The following is a 17,775-nucleotide window of genomic DNA, read 5'->3' on the forward strand; positions in this document are numbered from 1 at the left end:
GCAGGGTGAACGACCCGGCCGGGTCGTGGCGGACAGCGGCTCAGGAGCAGGCTCTAGGCTGGCAGCACCACGACAACCACACCTTTTGCAGCATCCGGAGACAACGGTGCAATTCCACGACTCGATGATCAGCCTTGTCGGCGACACCCCGCTCGTGAGGCTCAACAACGTCACCAAGGGCATCGGGGCGACTGTCCTGGCCAAGGTGGAGTACTTCAACCCCGGCGGATCGGTGAAGGACCGCATCGCCCTGCGCATGATCGAGGCGGCGGAGAAGAGCGGAGAGCTGCAGCCGGGCGGCACCATCGTCGAGCCGACCAGTGGCAACACCGGGGTCGGTCTTGCCATCGTGGCCCAGCAGAAGGGCTACAAGTGCATCTTCGTCTGCCCCGACAAGGTCTCCCTGGACAAGATCAACGTGCTGCGGGCGTACGGGGCGGAAGTGGTCGTCTGCCCGACCGCCGTCGACCCCGAGCACCCCGACTCCTACTACAACGTCTCCGACCGGCTGGTCCGTGAGACGCCGGGGGCCTGGAAGCCGGACCAGTACTCCAACCCCAACAACCCGCTCAGCCACTACGAGTCCACCGGCCCGGAGCTGTGGGAGCAGACCGAGGGGAAGATCACCCACTTCGTGGCCGGAGTCGGCACCGGCGGCACCATCTCCGGGACCGGGCGCTACCTGAAGGAGGTCAGCGACGGCCGCGTCAAGGTCGTCGGCGCCGACCCCGAGGGCTCCGTCTACTCGGGCGGCTCCGGGCGGCCGTACCTGGTGGAGGGCGTGGGCGAGGACTTCTGGCCCACCGCATACGACCGCACCGTCGCGGACGAGATCGTCCCCGTGTCCGACAAGGACTCCTTCCAGATGACCCGGCGCCTCGCCAAGGAGGAGGGCCTGCTCGTCGGCGGTTCGTGCGGCATGGCCGTCGTGGCGGCGCTGCGGGTGGCCGAGCGGCTCGGCGAGGACGACGTCGTGGTGGTGCTGCTCCCGGACAGCGGGCGCGGCTACCTCAGCAAGATCTTCAACGACGAGTGGATGGCCGACTACGGCTTCCTCGAGGACGCCGGCCCGAGCGCCCGCGTCGGTGCTGTCCTCGACCACAAGGAGGGCGGGCACATCCCGTCCCTCGTGCACATGCACCCCGACGAGACGGTCGGGCAGGCCATCGAGGTGCTGCGCGAGTACGGCGTCTCGCAGATGCCGGTCGTCAAGCCGGGCGCCGGCCACCCGGACGTGATGGCCGCCGAGGTCGTCGGCTCGGTGGTGGAGCGGGAGCTGCTGGACGCGCTGTTCAGCAAGCACGCCTCGCTCGAGGACCCGCTGGAGAAGCACATGTCGGCCCCGCTGCCGCAGGTCGGCTCCGGTGAGCCCGTCGCGGACCTGATGGCCGTGCTGGGCAAGGCGGACGCGGCGATCGTCCTGGTCGAGGGCAAGCCGACCGGTGTGGTCGGCCGCCAGGACCTGCTGTCCTTCCTCGCCAAGGACGGGAGCTGACGGACGGGAACCGGCGGGCGGCCGGTGGCGGCCTTCGGCGGCGCACCGGTGAACCGGCCGTGCACGCCGTGGAGCAGAGCCGCACGCGATCTCCGCACGTGATCTTCGTGGACTTCGCGGAAGTGGTACGCGGGCGTCATGTGCGCGCAGCACGCGCTTAACACCGGTCCGGCAGAGTGAGGGGTGTCGGCGGGAAGGCGGGGGCACCTCCCAGGCGTTCAGCGCCGGGGGAGGATCCCCTTCCCGGCCGACAGGGAACGGCGTCAAGGGCCTCCGGAGCGGCTCCCGGACCTCCACGGACGCCAGGACGCGGGCCCGGCCGGCCCGTGTCCCCGCGCGGGGACCGCCGTCGTCCCGCCCCCCGGTGACGGGGGTGCGGTGGTCCCCGCGTACCGCCCTTCCGCGGCCGCCCTCGGCGGCTGTCCCGTCTGCTCAGTCCTCCCAGGCGTCGTCCGGCTCCCGCCGCCGGCGGCGGGAGCCGAACAGGGCCGGGTCGACGCGTGCGGCCTGGACGACGTTCACGCCGACGATGCCCAGCCAGGCGACCACCAGGCCGGGCAGGTGGCCCACACCCCCGCCGATCGCGGACAGCGGCACCGCCAGGACCAGGGAGACGATCCCGAAGCCGAAGCGCTCGCCCCAGCTGTCCGTGGCCTTCGGCTTCCGGGACTCCCGGGCCACCGTCATCTGCTGCTCGGCGAGCTGTCGGCGCACCAGGCGCTCCACCGAGCCGTCGATGCGCTGATCGACCTTCGCCAGGAACGAGTCGACCAGCGCGGACTCGTACTCGTCGCCCAGTTCCCTGCGGGCCTGCAGGGTGGCGTCGAGTTCCTTCTTCAGCTCGGCGTCCCGCGCGTCCATTCCGCTCATACCGAGCACGGTAGGCAGGCCGAGGGCCCATGACACTGGGGGTAGCCCCCGTTGTCGGCCGGGGGCCCGCAGGAGCCCGGCGCCCGCTCCGGGGCCGCTCCCGGTCGTGCTCGCCCTCCGTTCGCCTGTATAACGGCATGCAGGAATCGCGGTGTGTGAATAGGCAGAGGATCAGGCCGAGGAGCAGACCGAGGAACAGGTCGAGGGGGAGCCACGTCATGAGCGTCACCGAGGGCCCGGGCGCGCGCCTGCAGGCGCTCTTCGAGGGGCACCGGCTGACGCCCACGCAGCGGCGCATCGCGCACAGCATGGTGCGGCGCGCCGCCGACGTCCCGTTCCTGTCCAGCGTGGAACTGGCCGAGCTGGCCGGGGTCAGCCAGCCCTCCGTGACCCGGTTCGCCGTCGCCCTGGGCTTCGACGGCTACCCCGCGCTGCGGCGGCATCTGCGCGAGGTCGCGCCCACCGGGCCCACGCCGGAGACCGGCCCGTACAACGAGTACCAGCAGGCCGTCGAGGCCGAGATCGAGAACCTGCGGCACCTCGCGGAGGTGCTGGCCGATCCGGAGCCCGTACGGCGGGCGGGACGGATCCTCGCGGACAGCAGGCCGCTGCCCGTGCTCGGGCTGCGCGCGGCGGCGGCGCAGGCCCACGGCTTCGCCTACTTCGCCGCCAAGGTCCACCCCGACGTGCGGCTGCTCAACGAGGGCGGCACCATGCTGCACGATCGCATCGACGCCGCTGCCGGGGCCGGGGCCGGGGCCCTGCTGTGCTTCGCGCTGCCCCGGCATCCCCGCGAGGTCGTCGACGCCCTCACGCACGCCAGGGAGACGGGGCTGACCGTCGTCACCGTCGCCGACTCCGCCTTCGCGCCGGTCGCCAAGGTCTCCGACCTGCTGCTGCCCGCCGCCGTCGGCACCGGGCTCGCCTTCGACACGGCGTGCGCGCCGATGCTGCTGGGCCGGGTACTGCTGGAGGCGATGTGCGACGACCTGCCCGACGCGCAGGCCCGGCTGGAGGAGTTCGACACGAAGGCGGCGGCCCGCGGTCTGTTCGTGGAGTGACGGCGGGGGGCGGGGCGGGCAGGGGTGGTGTCTCAGACTTCTCTCACGTCGGTTCACTACCCTGCGCCCCGGGACCATACGGACACTCCACTGACGTGGGACGGGAGGCTGGACGTGATGCGCGGAGGACAGGGGCTGGCTCGGGTGGCCGTCGTCGTACGGGCCGGGGCCGCCCCGCTGTGGTGGCTGGGCGTGTTCGCGGCGGGCATCGGGGTGCTGGTGCCGGGGCTGACCGGCCGCCGGATCGGTGTGCTGGCGGGGGCCGCGCTGTTCCTCGTGGCCATGGCCGTGGTGGCGTGCACGCGGCGGGGGCGGTACCGCGCGCTGGCCCGGCCGGCGGTCCGGGCGGGCAAGCACGATGTGCTCCAGGGCCGTGCGGTCAGCGTGCGCAACTGGCGTCGCGGCCACCGCTGGTGGCTGCTGCTCGCCTTCCTCGCCGCCCTGGGCGGCTCGTTCGCGCTGCCCGCGGCGGGCGGTCTGCTGCTCGCCGGGTGCGGAGCCGGCCTGTGGTGGAAGGCGTCCTGGATCGGCCGCCTGGAGGAGGCCGACCAGAGCCTGCTGTGGGTCCGCGTCGACTGGCTGCGCGCGGGCGCGGGCAGCCCGGCCGGCAAGGCGGTCAAGGCGTACCGCACCACCGGTATCGCGGCGGGCGACGCGACCCCGGGCGGGGCCCGCCGCCGCGTCTCGGCCCTGGCCTGACCCGGGCCGGGTGGTCCGGGCGGTCGGGCGTCGGGTGGTCAGGAGATCAGGGCGTCCACGTGGGCACCGCCCGATTCGGCCACGATCTCCTCGACGCTCTGGGCCGGGCGCACGAGCGCGAACGTGACCCGGCCGGGGCCGTCGGCGGTGAAGCCGTGGACGGCCGGGCGGGGGAGCGAGTTGTACGCATAGTGGTGGGCGAAGTAGTACGCGCCCGTGTCCAGCGCCGCCGCGTGGTCCCCCTGCTCCAGCAGGGGCAGCGCCTGTCCCCGGGCGAGCAGGTCGCCCGCGAAGCAGGCCGGCCCCGCCACGTCCTGCACCACCGCGGGGCCCTCCTTCGGCAACCCCTTGGCGTCGTACGCGGCGATCCTGAGCGGCCACGCGGCCGGCGCGTACACCGTCCGGGTCGCCACCTGCACGCCCGCGTGCGTCACCGCGACCGGACGCCCGCCGGCACTCTTGGCGTACTCCACCCGGGCGACGACCGTGCCGTGCTTGGCCAGCAGTGACCGTCCGAACTCGGTGACCAGCCCGTACCGCCCGTCGAACAGTCCGGGCACGGTCTCCTTCAGCAGCCGCGCGTACCGCGCGTACGTCGGGTCGGTCGCGTCGGAGGCGAAGTTCACCGGCAGGCCGCCGCCGATGTCGACGGTGTCGACCTGCTGCCGCCCCGCGCGCCGGTTGATCTCCTCCGCCAGCGCGTACGTCTCCGCCACGCCCCTCGCCATCAGGGGCAGCGCGATGCCCTGGGAGCCGGTGTGCGCGTGCAGCCGGGTCAGCCACGGCCGGTCCAGGTAGGCCCGCACGACCCACTCCCGCGCTCCCTCGTCGCGCAGCGCCACCCCGAACTTCGAGGTTGCCGTGGCGGTGGACAGCGCCTCGATGGCGCCACCGCCGACCTGTGGGTTCACTCGAATGCCAAAGGAGGAGCGAGGGGCGCGAGGGGAGCGGGGGGAGCGGAGACCGGCCGGCCGCGCCGGGGCGTCGGCCAGCAGGGCGTCGACACGTGCCAGCTCCTGCGGGTTGTCCGCGTTGACGGCGATGCCCAGCGCCAGTGCCTCCCGCAGCTCGGCCGGTGTCTTGGCGGGTGAGTCCAGCACCGTCCGCTCCGGGGGCACGCCCGCCGCCCGCGCCAGCGCCAGCTCACCGGGGCTCGCCACCTCCGCCCCGATGCCCTCCGTGTGCAGCAGCCGCAGCACCGGCACCAGCGGGGTCGCCTTCACGGCGAAGGCGTGCAGCACGGGTGTGCCGGGCGGTGTCACCGCCGCGAAGGCCGCCCGCAGCTCGGCCGCCGACTCCCGGATGCCGGTGACGTCGAGCAGGGCCGCCAGGGGGCGGCCGGGACCGAGCAGCCCCTGTTCCACCGCGGCCCGCACCGCCTCGTCCCGCCGGGCCGCCCGCCCGGCCCCCGGCTCGGTCCCGCCGTCCGGGCCGCCCGCGTCGTCCGGCCTGCCCTCCTCATGAGCCACCGCTTCCCTCGCCTCCTCGGCGTTCTCGGTGTTTTCGGTGTTTTCGGTGTTCTGGGTGTTCTGGGTGTTTCGGCGTTCCCCATGCCAGTACCCACACGTCCAGCCAAACACCGCCCGGCGGCCCGCACCGACACACCGGCCGTATTGACTAGCTCTATTCAGGCTGCGAATGTGTGAATATCTGCGGTAAGGGCGGGAGCACGTCACCAGGAGGCGGACCATGTCAGGACCCCGAGTCGTCCGAGCGCCGCGCGGCACCGAACCGAGCGCCCTGGGCTGGCCCCAGGAAGCCGCTCTGCGCATGCTGCAGAACAACCTCGACCCGGAGGTCGCCGAACACCCCGACCAGCTCGTCGTCTACGGCGGCACCGGGAAGGCGGCCCGCGACTGGCGCTCCTTCGAGGCCATGGTCCGCACCCTCAGGACCCTGAAGCAGGACGAGACGATGCTCGTCCAGTCCGGCCGTCCCGTCGGCGTCATGCAGACCCACGAATGGGCCCCGCGCGTCCTCATCGCCAACTCCAACCTCGTCGGCGACTGGGCCAACTGGGAGGAGTTCCGCCGCCTGGAGGCCCTCGGCCTGACCATGTACGGGCAGATGACCGCCGGCTCCTGGATCTACATCGGCACCCAGGGCATCCTCCAGGGCACCTACGAGACGTTCGCCGCCGTCGCCGCCAAGAAGTTCGGCGGCACCCTCGCCGGGACCATCACCCTGACCGCCGGCCTCGGCGGCATGGGCGGCGCCCAGCCGCTCGCCGTCACCATGAACGACGGCGTCGCGATCTGCGTCGACTGCGACCCCCGCGCCATCGACCGCCGCATCGAGCACCGGTACCTGGACGTGCGGGCCGACTCCCTCGACCACGCCCTGCGGCTGGCCACCGAGGCCCGCGACGCCCGCCGACCGCTGTCGATCGGCGTCCTAGGCAACGCCGCCGAGGTGCTCCCGCAGCTCCTCGCCCTGGGCGCCCCCGTCGACATCGTCACCGACCAGACCTCCGCCCACGACCCGCTGGCCTACCTGCCCGCCGGGGTCGCCTTCGAGGACATGGCCGACGCCGCCGCCAAGGACCCGGCCGGCTTCACCACCCGCGCCCGCCGGTCCATGGCCCGGCACGTCGAGGCGATGGTCGGCTTCATGGACGCCGGAGCCGAGGTCTTCGACTACGGCAACTCCATCCGGGGCGAGGCCGAACTCGCCGGATACGACCGGGCCTTCGCCTTCCCCGGCTTCGTCCCCGCCTACATCCGTCCGCTGTTCTGCGAGGGCAGGGGCCCCTTCCGCTGGGCCGCCCTGTCCGGCGACCCCGCCGACATCGCGAAGACCGACCGGGCCGTCCTCGAGCTGTTCCCGGAGAACGAGTCCCTGGCCCGCTGGATCCGACTGGCCGGTGAACGCGTCCACTTCCAGGGCCTGCCCGCGCGCATCTGCTGGCTCGGATACGGCGAGCGGGACAAGGCCGGCGAGCGGTTCAACGAGATGGTCGCGAGCGGCGAGCTGTCCGCCCCCGTGGTCATCGGCCGCGACCACCTCGACTGCGGCTCCGTCGCCTCCCCGTACCGCGAGACCGAGGCCATGCTCGACGGGTCCGACGCGATCGCCGACTGGCCCCTGCTCAACGCGATGGTGAACGTGGCGTCTGGGGCCTCCTGGGTGTCCGTCCACCACGGCGGCGGCGTCGGCATGGGTCGCTCCCTGCACGCCGGCCAGGTGACGGTCGCCGACGGCACCCGCCTGGCCGGCGAGAAGATCCGGCGGGTGCTGACCAACGACCCCGGAATGGGCGTCATCCGGCACGTGGACGCCGGATACGACATCGCGGACTCGGTGGCGTCGGAGCGAGGGGTGCGCGTGCCGATGCGCGAAGGGCGCGAAGGCCAGGAGGGGCGCGAAGGTCACGAGGGGCGCGAGGGTGAGGACGAGAGCGCGTGACCCACGACGAGAGCGGGACCCACGGCACCGCACCGACCCCACCGGCCACGGCGACGAGCCCACTGACCCCACCGACCCCACCCCCCACCTTCCAGGCGATGTGGCGCGAACTGCTCCCCCTCGGCCGCCACCCCGGCACCGGTGGCTACCGGCGATACGCCTGGACCGGCGCCGACGCCGAGTGCCGGGCCTGGTTCGCCACCCAGGCCGAACTGCGGGGGCTGCGCCACGAAGTGGACCGGAACGGGAACCAGTGGGCCTGGCTGGGCGACCCCGCCGACGGGGACGCCGTCGTCACCGGGTCCCACCTGGACTCCGTGCCGGACGGCGGCGCCTTCGACGGGCCCCTCGGAGTCGTCTCCGCCTTCGCCGCCCTCGATGAACTGCGCCGGAGAGGAACGTCGTTCAGCCGCCCCCTCGGCATCGTCAACTTCGGTGACGAGGAGGGCGCCCGCTTCGGGCTCGCCTGCGTCGGCTCGCGGCTCACCGCCGGCCTGCTCACCCGCGCGCAGGCGCACCGCCTCACCGACGGCGACGGGACCACCCTGCCCCGGGCGATGGAGGCCGCCGGACACGACCCCGACGCCATCGGCCCCGATCCCGAACGGCTCGCCCGCATCGGCGCCTTCGTCGAACTGCATGTCGAACAGGGCCGGGCCCTCGACCTGGTCGGCGACCGGGTCGGCATCGCCGGCGCCATCTGGCCGCACGGCCGCTGGCGGTTCGACTTCCGAGGGGAGGCCAACCACGCCGGCACCACCCGCCTCGCCGACCGCCGCGACCCCATGCTGCCGTACGCCGAGACCGTCCTGGCCGCCCGCCGCGAGGCCGAACTCGCCGGTGCCGTCGCCACCTTCGGCAAGATCGCCGTGGAACCGAACGGTGTCAACGCCATTCCCTCCCTGGTGCGCGGCTGGCTCGACTCCCGCGCGGTCGACCAGCCGAGCCTGGACGCCGTGGTCGACGCGGTGGAGAAGGCGGCCCGCGAGCACGCCGCCGCCCACGGCGTGGAGCTGGACGTGGTCCGCGAGTCCCGCACGCCCGTCGTCGAGTTCGACCACGCCCTGCGTGACGAACTCGCCCGCATCCTGGGCCGTGCCCGCGAGGCGTCCGTCCCCGTCCTCGGCACCGGGGCCGGACACGACGCCGGAATCCTCTCCGGAAGCATCCCGACCGCCATGATGTTCGTGCGCAACCCCACAGGCGTCTCGCACTCCCCGGCCGAGCACGCCGACGAGGACGACTGCGTGGCCGGGGTGCTCGCCCTCGCCGACGTACTGGAAGGACTGGCTCGCACGTGACCACCCCACGGACGTACTGGCTGGAGCATGCCTGGCTCAACACCCATGTCGAGCCGGGCGTCGCCGTCGAGGTCGCGGACGGGCGCATCACCGCCGTCCGCCCGGGGACACCCGCCCCGCCGCACGGCGCCGAGGCACTGCGCGGCCTGACGCTCCCCGGTCTGGCCAACGCCCACAGCCATGCCTTCCACCGCGCGCTGCGCGGCACCGTCCAGGTGGGCTCCGGAACTTTCTGGACCTGGCGCGAGGTCATGTACTCGGTCGCCGACCGGCTCACCCCCGAGAACTACCACCGGCTCGCCCGCGCCGTGTACGCCGAGATGGCCCTCGCCGGCATCACCGCCGTCGGCGAGTTCCACTACGTCCACCACGCGCCCGGCGGCACCCGCTACGCCGACCCCAACGCCATGGGCGAGGCCCTCATCGCGGCCGCCGCCGAGGCCGGTATCCGCATCACCCTCCTCGACGCCGCCTATCTGTCCGCCGGCTTCGGCGAGCCGCCGGGCACCCACCAACTCCGCTTCTCCGACGGCACCGCCGAGGCCTGGGCGGAACGCTGTTCGGTTCTCAAGGAACGGGATCACGCGCGGATCGGTGCCGCCATCCACTCCGTACGGGCCGTGCCCGCCCGTCAGCTGGCGACCGTGGCACGCTGGGCCGAGGAGCGGCGGGCCCCGCTGCACGTGCACCTGTCGGAGCAGACCGCCGAGAACGAGGCCTGTCAGGAGGCGCACGGCCGCACCCCGGCCCGCCTCCTCGCCGACCACGGCGTGCTCGGACCGCGCACCACCGGCATCCACAACACGCACCTCACCGACCAGGACATCACGCTGATCGGCAGCAGCGGCACCGGCACCTGCATGTGCCCCACCACCGAACGCGACCTCGGTGACGGCATCGGCCCCGCCGCCTCCCTCCAGCGCCGGGGCTCCCCGCTCTCCCTCGGCTCGGACAGCCACGCCGTCATCGACCTGCTGGAGGAGGCGCGCGCCCTGGAGCTCAACGAGCGCCTGCGCACCCGCACCCGCGGCCACTGGACGGCGAACGCCCTGCTGCGGGCGGCCACCGCCGACGGCCACGCCGCACTCGGCTGGGAGCGGGCGGGCACCATCGAGCCCGGAGCACTCGCCGACCTGACCACCCTCACGCTGGAATCGGTCAGAACCGCGGGGCCACCGCCCCGACTCGGCGCCGAGACGGCCGTATTCGCCGCGACGGCGGCCGACGTACGGCACACGATCGTGGCCGGCCGGCACGTCGTACGCGACGGGGCGCACACCCTCGTCCCCGATGTGCCGCACGCCCTCGCGCAGGCGATCGAGGCGCTGAGCGACTGAACAACGAGCGCCTGGACATCGAGCGCCCGGACATCGAGCGCCGGAGGATGCCCCCCGGCCCCGCAACCGCCGCCACCCACGAGGACGCCATGAGCAGCACCGCCATCGTCAACATCGCCACGCTGGTCACCAACGACCCCTCCCTCGGCGACTCTCCCCTCGGTCCGGTCCGGGACGCGGCCGTCGTCATGGACGGCGACCGCATCGTGTGGACCGGTGAAACAAGCAAAGCACCCGCCACTGACAATCGGGTCGACGCCGAGGGCCGGGCGGTGATCCCGGGCTTCGTCGACTCGCACTCCCACCTGGTCTTCGCGGGCGACCGCACCGACGAGTTCAACGCCCGGATGTCCGGCCGCCCCTACAGCGCGGGCGGTATCCGCACCACCGTCGCCGCCACCCGGGCCGCGAGCGACGCGGAACTGGAGGCGAACCTGACCCGCCTCCTCACCGAGGCGCTCCGCCAGGGCACCACCACCCTCGAGACCAAGTCGGGCTACGGCCTCACCGCCGAGGACGAGGCCCGCGCCCTGCGGCTGGCCGCCCGCCACACCGACGAGGTCACCTACCTCGGCGCCCACGTCGTCGCCCCCGAGTACGCCGACGACCCGGCCGGCTACGTAGCCCTGGTCACCGGCGCGATGCTGGACGCCTGCGCGCCGCACGCCCGCTGGATCGACGTCTTCTGCGAGAAGGGCGCCTTCGACGGCGACCAGGCGCGCGCCGTCCTCACCGCGGGCAGGGCGAAGGGCCTGCACCCGCGCGTCCACGCCAACCAGCTCTCCCACGGTCCCGGCGTCCAACTCGCCGTCGAACTCGACGCGGCCAGCGCCGACCACTGCACCCACCTCACCGACCCGGACGTCGACGCCCTGGCCAACAGCCGCACGGTGGCGACCCTGCTGCCGGGCGCCGAGTTCTCCACCCGGGCCGAGTGGCCGGACGCCCGCCGGCTGCTCGACGCGGGCGTCACCGTCGCGCTGTCCACGGACTGCAACCCGGGGTCGTCCTTCACGTCCTCGGTGCCGTTCTGCGTCGCGCTCGCCGTGCGGGACATGGGGATGACGCCCGACGAGGCCCTCTGGTCGGCCACCGCGGGCGGCGCCGCGGCCCTGCGGCGCACCGACATCGGCCGCCTCACCCCCGGCGCCCGCGCCGACCTCGTCCTCCTCGACGCCCCGAGCCATGTCCACCTGGCCTACCGCCCCGGCGTCCCGCTGGTCGGCGGAGTGTGGCGGCGCGGCGTCCGCGTGCTCTGACCGGCGGACTGCTCAGGCCCCGGCCCGCCACCGCTGATCCGCCCGCCCCGCCTCCCCGGCCAGGGACACCGAGTCGCCTCCGGTCGGCGTCACCGCGTGGTCCGGCGCGATGGCCGGGCGGATCACCCCACGGGCGTCGACGGCGAAGCGCAGGTTCTGTCCGTTGCGCCCGTCCACCGAGTCGCACTCCCAGATGCCGACCCCCCGGTCCACCGCGCCACGGCTGTCCAGGCAGTAGTCGGAGTCGGCGTAGGACTGCAGCACACCGCGCTCCGCGTCGACCCGCCACCGCTGGGAGCGGGAGGAGTCACAGGGCGCCGTGACCACGTCCGTGCGGTTCTCCAGGTCACCGTCGATGTCCAGGCACAGGCCCGACGCCAGGTTCACCACCTGCGCGTACGCGCTGCCCGGCGGCGGGTACGTGGGTGTGGCGGACGGTGTGGGGGGCGGTGTCGGGGACGGCGTGGGGTGTGGGGTGTCCGGCGGGCTGGGCTTCCCGGTCGTCTTCGTGGGGGACGGTGCGGGGGAGTGCGTCGCGGACGCGGTGGGGGGAGGCGAGGGGGTGGCGGTCACGGTCACCGGCGGTGGGATCGCCAGGGTGGGGCCCGGTTGTGAGGCGTGCTCGACCGGCGTGCCGGCCGGTGACAACAGCAGGAGCAGCAGCGGGACCACGGCCACGCCGAGTGCCGTCGAGGCCAGCACCAGACGCCGGGACAGCGGCCACGTCCCGACCGGGGCACCGGGGCCGGCGGACGGCTCGGCGGGCCCCGGCAGGGGGGCGGCGTACGACGTGCCCGCCCACGGCAGCAGCCCCTCGGCCAGGGTGCTGCGCGGTGCCTCCCGCAGGGCGCGCTGTTCCTCGTGGGCCGCGGCGCAGTGCCCGCAGCGGGCCATGTGGGTGTTCAGGTCGGTGCTGGCGCGGGGGCCGTCGGACCGTACCGACTCCTCGATGAGCCGGCGGAAGTCGACGCACCGGGGATCGTCCGAGGCGGCCAGCCGGGACCGCAGGCAGGCCCGGCCCAGCGACTCCAGCGCGGGCCGGGTGCCGTAGGCCACGTCCTGAGGGGTGAGGCCGAGGAGCGTCGCCGTACGGTGCGCGGGTTCCTGTTCCACGATGCCGTACCAGATGAGGCCCTGCGCCCGGTACGGCAGCGTCCGGAAGGCGGCGAGCATGGACGGGACCGGGCCGTCGGGACCGGACGAACTCAGTACGAGGTGCAGTCCGGCGTCGAGCCCGCCGGCCCGTCCGTCGGCGGCCCAGGTCGCTGCCACCCGGGCGGTCAGCAGCAGGAGCCGGTGGCGCAGGGGGCCGCCGGGATCGGTACCGCGAGCGGTCTCGCGGGCGGCGTCCGTGAAGGCCTGCGCGGCGAGTTGACGCGCGCCGGAGTCGCCCGTGGTGCACTGGCGGGCGTAGGCGAGCACGGACGGGCCGTGCCGGGCGCGGAGTTCCTGAAGCGCCGAGTACGCGGCCGAGGTGTCGGCGCGCAGCGATTCGGTCAGCCGGATGTCGGACGCGCCCGCGTGCGCACCCGGGTGTCCGTCGCCGAGCCCGTCACCGTTGACGGCCTCCTCGCCCCGATCCATGCACCGCCTCCTAGCCCTGGCCGTCGGACCCGTCGTCCTGACATACCAGCCGGTCTGGGCGTGCCCATAGTGGAGGAAGAAGGCCCGCGGGGAAAGGGGTGACCGCAGGTAACGCGTCGCGCCCCGCGCCCTGTCGGCGCCGGACGCCCCTCGCGGGCACCGGGCGCCGACAGGGCGCGGGGCGCGGCCCCGTCGGCCCTCGACCGTCATTCCTCCACGGTCAGCCCCTTGCGCAGCCGCACCAGCGTGCGCGACAGCAGCCGGGAGACGTGCATCTGGGAGATGCCCAGCTCCTCGCCGATCTCCGACTGGGTCATTCCGGCGACGAAGCGCAGCGAGAGGATCGTGCGGTCGCGCGGCGGCAGTTCGGCGATCAGCGGCTTCAACGACTCGACGTACTCGATGCCTTCGAGTCCGTGGTCCTCGTAACCGATCCGGTCCGCCAACGCGCCCTCGACGTCGTTCTCCTCCGGCTGCGCGTCCAGCGAGGAGGCGGTGTAGGCGTTCGACGCCGCCATGCCCTCGACGACCTCGTCCTTGGAGATGCCCAGGCGCTCGGCCAGTTCGGCCACGGTCGGGGACCGGTCGAGCTGCTGGGCCAACTCGTCGCCGGCCTTGGCCAGGTCGAGCCGGAGTTCCTGCAGCCGGCGCGGTACGCGCACGGACCACGAGGTGTCACGGAAGAAGCGCTTGATCTCGCCGATGATGGTCGGCATCGCGAAGGTGGGGAACTCCACACCGCGCGAAAGCTCGAAGCGGTCGATCGCCTTGATCAGACCGATGGTGCCGACCTGGACGATGTCCTCCATCGGCTCGCTGCGCGAGCGGAACCGGGAGGCGGCGAACTTGACCAGGGCCAGGTTCAGTTCGACGAGCGTGTTGCGTACGTACGAATATTCGTGGGTACCTTCCTCCAGCGCTTCCAGCCGCTCGAAGAGGCTCTTGGACAACGCCCGCGCGTCGACCGGGTCCACCTCGTCATAAGGGGGGATCTCCGGGAGGCCGGCGAGGAGGCCGTCGTCCGGGACGACACCCATGTCGTCCTGCTCGATGGGAGCCAGATGTTCCGGAGGGAGTGTCGACGTCGCTTTCTGGGTACGCGATTCGTCGAGCCGGGGTGACATGATGTCCTCCATCGTTCTCGGCGTATGGCTGCCGATGCCGTTACGTGCACTGCGGTGTGCGGCGCCTCCAAAGCCGGCCGTGTCGGGTACGTGTCCTTACTAGCCCTACCCGTTTCCACGAGCTCATCGCAAGTGAGTTCTGTCGCCATATGTCCGTTTGCGGCCGATTGTTCGGCTGTCGAAGCGCGGCGGCAAGGCGTAATGTTCGACAGCGTCAGCAGCAGTCACGACCGATGGGAGAGAGAGTCGGCATGGACCGCGGGACGGTCGGCAGCGCACAGTCGGGCCGGCTTCTGGTCGAGGTGCGAGAAGAAGGCCCCAGTGCCGTCGTGACCCCGGCGGGTGAGTTGGATCACCACACCGCCGATCTGTTGCGTGAGCCACTGGAGGGCTGCCTCGCCAAGGGATTCAACCGGCTTGTCATCGACTGTTCCCGGCTGGAGTTCTGCGACTCCACCGGGCTCAACGTACTGCTCGGTGCCCGGCTGAAGGCGGACGCCGCAGGGGGCGGGGTGCACCTCGCGGGGATGCAGTCCGTGGTCGCACGCGTGTTCGAGATCACCGGGGCGGAAGCGGTGTTCACCCTTCACGACAGCCTCGAGGCGGCCCTCGCCGACGATTCCGGATGACCGCGCGGGCAGGCCGGCGCCACCCCGGGGCGGGTCCCGGGACCGGCGTTCTCCTTCCGGCGCGTTTTTCCTCTCGTCCCGCGACGTGTCCCTCCCCGCACCACTCTCCGTGTCACCTCCCTGCCGTCGTGCCTTCCTCGTGCGAACGCGGAAGTGTTCCCCGGGGCGCCCGGGGCAGGAGACAAGCTGGATGTGTCCGCTGCCATGGCCGCGGGGCTACCGGGAACCGGGCGATCCCGCACTGTGTGACTGACTGAATACGGATTCTTTGAAATCATGAACTGGTGAATCGGTGAGGTGAAGCGCTGATGAGCACCACCCGGCCCTACCCGCCGGGCGACCGCGGTCCGGAGCCCAGCGGCGCTCCCGGGGGCGGCGCGCCGACGGCGAGCGCGTCCGGAGAGGTGGCCGTGTCGTCCGGGCCGACGGGGCCGTCGTCCGGGTCACCGGGTTCGCCGGGAGGGCGTCAGGTCCGTCGGCTGAGCTTCGACGACCAGAGCGGCGTCGTGCCCCTCGCCCGTGACTTCACCCGCCAGGCGCTGCACGCGTGGGGCTGGCTGCCCGCCGCCACCGCCGACCGGCGGGCCGCCGCCGAGGACGTCCTGCTCGTCGTGTCCGAACTGGTCACCAACGCCTGCCTGCACGCCGAGGGGCCCGACCAGTTGGGCATCGTCTACGACAACAAGATGATCCGGCTCGAGGTCACCGACCGGGGCACCGGTCAGCCGGCCCCGCGCACCCCGCACCGGTCGGGCCGACCCGGTGGCCACGGCATGTTCATCGTCCAGCGGCTCTGCCTCGACTGGGGGGTCGTACGCACCCCGGGCATCGCGGGCAAGACCGTGTGGGCGGAACTCGGGGCACCCGCCTGACCGGACGGCGGCGCCCCGCCGCCCTGTCTGCCGCGTGAACGCCCGGAGGGCCCGGCATCCACGTACCTGTGGATGCCGGGCCCTCCGTCGCGAGGCGGTGACCGGCGAGCCGGCCGGTCCAGCGGGTCAGCGGATGTTGCCCATGAGCGACTTGACCTTGCTGCGGTACATCCACACCGCGACACCGGCGACCACGGCGAGGGTGGCCTCCATCGCGACGACCCCCGACCCGTTCAGGTCGACGCCGGCGATGGAGAGCAGGCCGGTCGTGGCGTCACCGGCGGTGACGGCCAGGAACCACACGCCCATCATCTGCGAGGCGTACTTCACGGGCGCCATCTTCGTGGTGACCGACAGGCCGACCGGGGAGAGCAGCAGCTCACCGACGGTCTGCGTGAAGTAGATCGCCACCAGCCACATCGCCGCCGCCTTGTGACCGCCCTCGGCGATGGACAGCGGGGCGAGGAACAGGAAGAAGGACGCGCCGACCAGCACCAGACCGGAGCCGAACTTCACGATCGTGCTGGGCTCCTTGCCGCGCCGGTTCAGCGCCAGCCAGAACCAGGCGAAGACCGGGGCCAGCGCCATGATCAGGACCGGGTTGACCGACTGGTACCAGGAGACCGGGAACTCCCAGCCGAAGACGCTGTTCTCGGCCGACGAGTCAGCGAAGATCGCCAGGGTCGAGCCGCCCTGGTCGTAGATCATCCAGAAGACGGCCGCGGCCACGAAGAACCAGATGTACGCGGACATCTTCGACTGCTCGGCCTGGTCCAGGCTCCGGTCGCGCTTGATACGGACCAGCACCAGCACCGGGATGATCACGCCGAGCAGCGTCAGCGGGACCAGGATCCAGTTCAGGGTGTAGTTGCCGGAGAAGCCGACGATGGCGTAGGCGACGACGGCGACGCCGGCCCAGAGGGCTGCCTTGCGCAGCGTGGAGGACTTCTCCGCGGCGGACAGCGGCTTGGGCACGACGCTGGAGTGCGCGGCGAGGTGACGGCTGCCCAGCAGGAACTGGAGCAGGCCGAGCCCCATGCCGACCGCGGCGAGCCCGAAGCCCAGGTGCCAGCTGACGCCCTCACCGACGGTGCCGATGATCAGCGGCGAGAAGAAGGCACCGAGGTTGATGCCCATGTAGAAGATGGTGAAGCCACCGTCACGACGCGGGTCGTCCGGACCGTCGTAGAGCTGGCCGACCATCGTGGAGATGTTGGCCTTCAGCAGACCGGAGCCGAGGGCGACCAGGCCGAGGCCCGCGTAGAAGGTGCCGGCGGACGGCAGGGCCAGCGTCAGGTGGCCGAGCATGACGATCGCGCCGGCGACGGCGACGGTCTTGCGCGGACCCAGAACACGGTCGCCGAACCAGCCGCCCGGCATCGTGAGCAGGTACACCAGCGACAGGTACACCGAGTAGATGGCCGTCGCCGTGCCGGCGTTCAGGCCCATGCCGCCCGGGGCGACGAGGTACAGCGGGAGCAGAGCTCGCATGCCGTAGTAGGAGAACCGCTCCCACATCTCGGTCATGAAGAGAGTGGCCAGTCCGCGGGGGTGGCCGAAGAAGGTCTTCTCGGAGCCGGGGGTGCCGGGTGAGACCGAGTCCTTCGTCAGGCTGGACGCCATGGTCGTTCCTTGCTGGTCGGGACGCGTAGCGCAAGCGGGTACGCGCCCGGTGGGGGGCGGCCGGCACCGGCGGGCCGTGCCGTCCACCCCACGCCCCTGGGGAATCCGCTCCGGATCACGGAGCGGGGGACGGCGACCACCGGGATCCACGCCGCTACGCGCGTCGATGTGCGTAGCGGCCCGGCCATAGGTCATTGCTTACGAGGCCGGCGGGAAGCCGACCGGCACGCAAAAGAGACCTTCAGCGGCAACTGCGCCAAAGGTCCCCGTGGTGCAACAGGCGTTGGTTCACCATACGGCAGGACAGTGCCGGATATGGAAGGACTTGAGACAGGGATCACAGGTCCCGAGGGAACCGTGATCACTCATTCGAAGGTTCTTTTCAGGATCGCACCCCACAGTTCCAGGCCCCTCTCGCGGGCCCCGAGGTGAGAAACAGGTGTGCGCGCGGTAAGAACCGGCCGTCGTGATCACACCCCGGACCGTGTCGCGGCGGGACTACCATCAGTGCATGAC

General features: G+C 72.5%; 14 protein-coding genes. 9 read left to right on the forward strand and 5 right to left on the reverse strand.

All coding sequences use genetic code 11. The annotated features are described in order from the left end of the window. The first annotated feature begins 106 nt into the window (after window positions 1-106). Window positions 107-1,495, forward strand: coding sequence for a cystathionine beta-synthase (locus DIZ27_RS35150; protein ID WP_109382463.1), 1,389 nt, complete (start codon window positions 107-109; stop codon window positions 1,493-1,495). Window positions 1,496-1,927: 432 nt separating this feature from the next. On the opposite strand, the gene DIZ27_RS35155 is transcribed toward DIZ27_RS35150, so the two are convergent. After that, the gene (locus DIZ27_RS35155; protein WP_181383840.1) at window positions 1,928-2,356 is read right to left on the reverse strand and encodes a hypothetical protein; all 429 of its coding nucleotides are present in this window, start codon (window positions 2,354-2,356) and stop codon (window positions 1,928-1,930) included. A 227-nt stretch (window positions 2,357-2,583) separates the two neighbouring features. On the opposite strand from DIZ27_RS35155, the gene DIZ27_RS35160 reads away from it, so the two are divergent. Together DIZ27_RS35160 and DIZ27_RS35165 are read left to right on the forward strand one after the other, a co-directional pair. Further along, window positions 2,584-3,426 carry a MurR/RpiR family transcriptional regulator gene (locus DIZ27_RS35160; RefSeq protein WP_109382465.1) on the forward strand — a complete coding sequence of 281 codons (843 nt, stop codon included), beginning with the start codon at window positions 2,584-2,586 and terminating at the stop codon, window positions 3,424-3,426. 117 nt (window positions 3,427-3,543) lie between these two features. After that, window positions 3,544-4,125, forward strand: coding sequence for a hypothetical protein (locus DIZ27_RS35165; protein WP_181383838.1), 582 nt, complete (start codon window positions 3,544-3,546; stop codon window positions 4,123-4,125). 38 nt (window positions 4,126-4,163) lie between these two features. Here DIZ27_RS35165 and DIZ27_RS35170 read toward each other — a convergent pair whose 3' ends face one another. Then, entirely contained in the window at window positions 4,164-5,594 is a 1,431-nt protein-coding gene (locus DIZ27_RS35170) for a diaminopimelate decarboxylase (protein ID WP_109382467.1), read from the reverse strand. 220 nt (window positions 5,595-5,814) lie between these two features. On the opposite strand from DIZ27_RS35170, the gene hutU reads away from it, so the two are divergent. The 4 genes from hutU to hutI all read left to right on the forward strand — a co-directional run bounded on the left by hutU (window position 5,815) and on the right by hutI (window position 11,427). Then, on the forward strand, window positions 5,815-7,530 hold the full coding sequence (hutU, locus tag DIZ27_RS35175; protein ID WP_109382468.1) for a urocanate hydratase: 1,716 nt from the start codon (window positions 5,815-5,817) through the stop codon (window positions 7,528-7,530). Window positions 7,531-7,628: 98 nt separating this feature from the next. Continuing rightward, complete coding sequence (locus DIZ27_RS35180) at window positions 7,629-8,831, forward strand: allantoate amidohydrolase (protein WP_109382478.1); 1,203 nt, start codon at window positions 7,629-7,631, stop codon at window positions 8,829-8,831. Next, window positions 8,828-10,168, forward strand: coding sequence for a formimidoylglutamate deiminase (locus DIZ27_RS35185; RefSeq protein ID WP_109382469.1), 1,341 nt, complete (start codon window positions 8,828-8,830; stop codon window positions 10,166-10,168). The genes DIZ27_RS35180 and DIZ27_RS35185 overlap by 4 nt, the downstream gene beginning before the upstream one ends. 89 nt (window positions 10,169-10,257) lie before the next feature. Further along, window positions 10,258-11,427 carry an imidazolonepropionase gene (hutI, locus tag DIZ27_RS35190; protein WP_109382479.1) on the forward strand — a complete coding sequence of 390 codons (1,170 nt, stop codon included), beginning with the start codon at window positions 10,258-10,260 and terminating at the stop codon, window positions 11,425-11,427. Between the two features lie 12 nt (window positions 11,428-11,439). On the opposite strand, the gene DIZ27_RS35195 is transcribed toward hutI, so the two are convergent. Together DIZ27_RS35195 and DIZ27_RS35200 are read right to left on the reverse strand one after the other, a co-directional pair. After that, on the reverse strand, window positions 11,440-13,011 hold the full coding sequence (locus tag DIZ27_RS35195; protein WP_109382470.1) for a ricin-type beta-trefoil lectin domain protein: 1,572 nt from the start codon (window positions 13,009-13,011) through the stop codon (window positions 11,440-11,442). A gap of 206 nt (window positions 13,012-13,217) precedes the next feature. After that, window positions 13,218-14,147, reverse strand: a complete 930-nt coding sequence (locus DIZ27_RS35200) for an RNA polymerase sigma factor SigF (protein WP_181383839.1) — start codon at window positions 14,145-14,147, stop codon at window positions 13,218-13,220. A gap of 239 nt (window positions 14,148-14,386) precedes the next feature. Between DIZ27_RS35200 and DIZ27_RS35205 the strand changes: the two genes are divergently transcribed. Beyond that, the gene (locus tag DIZ27_RS35205) at window positions 14,387-14,764 is read left to right on the forward strand and encodes an STAS domain-containing protein (protein ID WP_109382471.1); all 378 of its coding nucleotides are present in this window, start codon (window positions 14,387-14,389) and stop codon (window positions 14,762-14,764) included. Window positions 14,765-15,072: 308 nt separating this feature from the next. Beyond that, window positions 15,073-15,636 carry an ATP-binding protein gene (locus DIZ27_RS35210; protein WP_109382472.1) on the forward strand — a complete coding sequence of 188 codons (564 nt, stop codon included), beginning with the start codon at window positions 15,073-15,075 and terminating at the stop codon, window positions 15,634-15,636. Between the two features lie 126 nt (window positions 15,637-15,762). Here the strand turns inward: DIZ27_RS35210 and DIZ27_RS35215 are convergent, their stop codons facing one another. Beyond that, window positions 15,763-17,259 carry an oligopeptide:H+ symporter gene (locus tag DIZ27_RS35215; RefSeq protein WP_109382473.1) on the reverse strand — a complete coding sequence of 499 codons (1,497 nt, stop codon included), beginning with the start codon at window positions 17,257-17,259 and terminating at the stop codon, window positions 15,763-15,765. Between the last annotated feature and the right edge of the window lie 516 nt (window positions 17,260-17,775).

This window comes from Streptomyces sp. NWU339 (assembly GCF_003143855.1).
GTDB lineage: Bacteria > Actinomycetota > Actinomycetes > Streptomycetales > Streptomycetaceae > Streptomyces.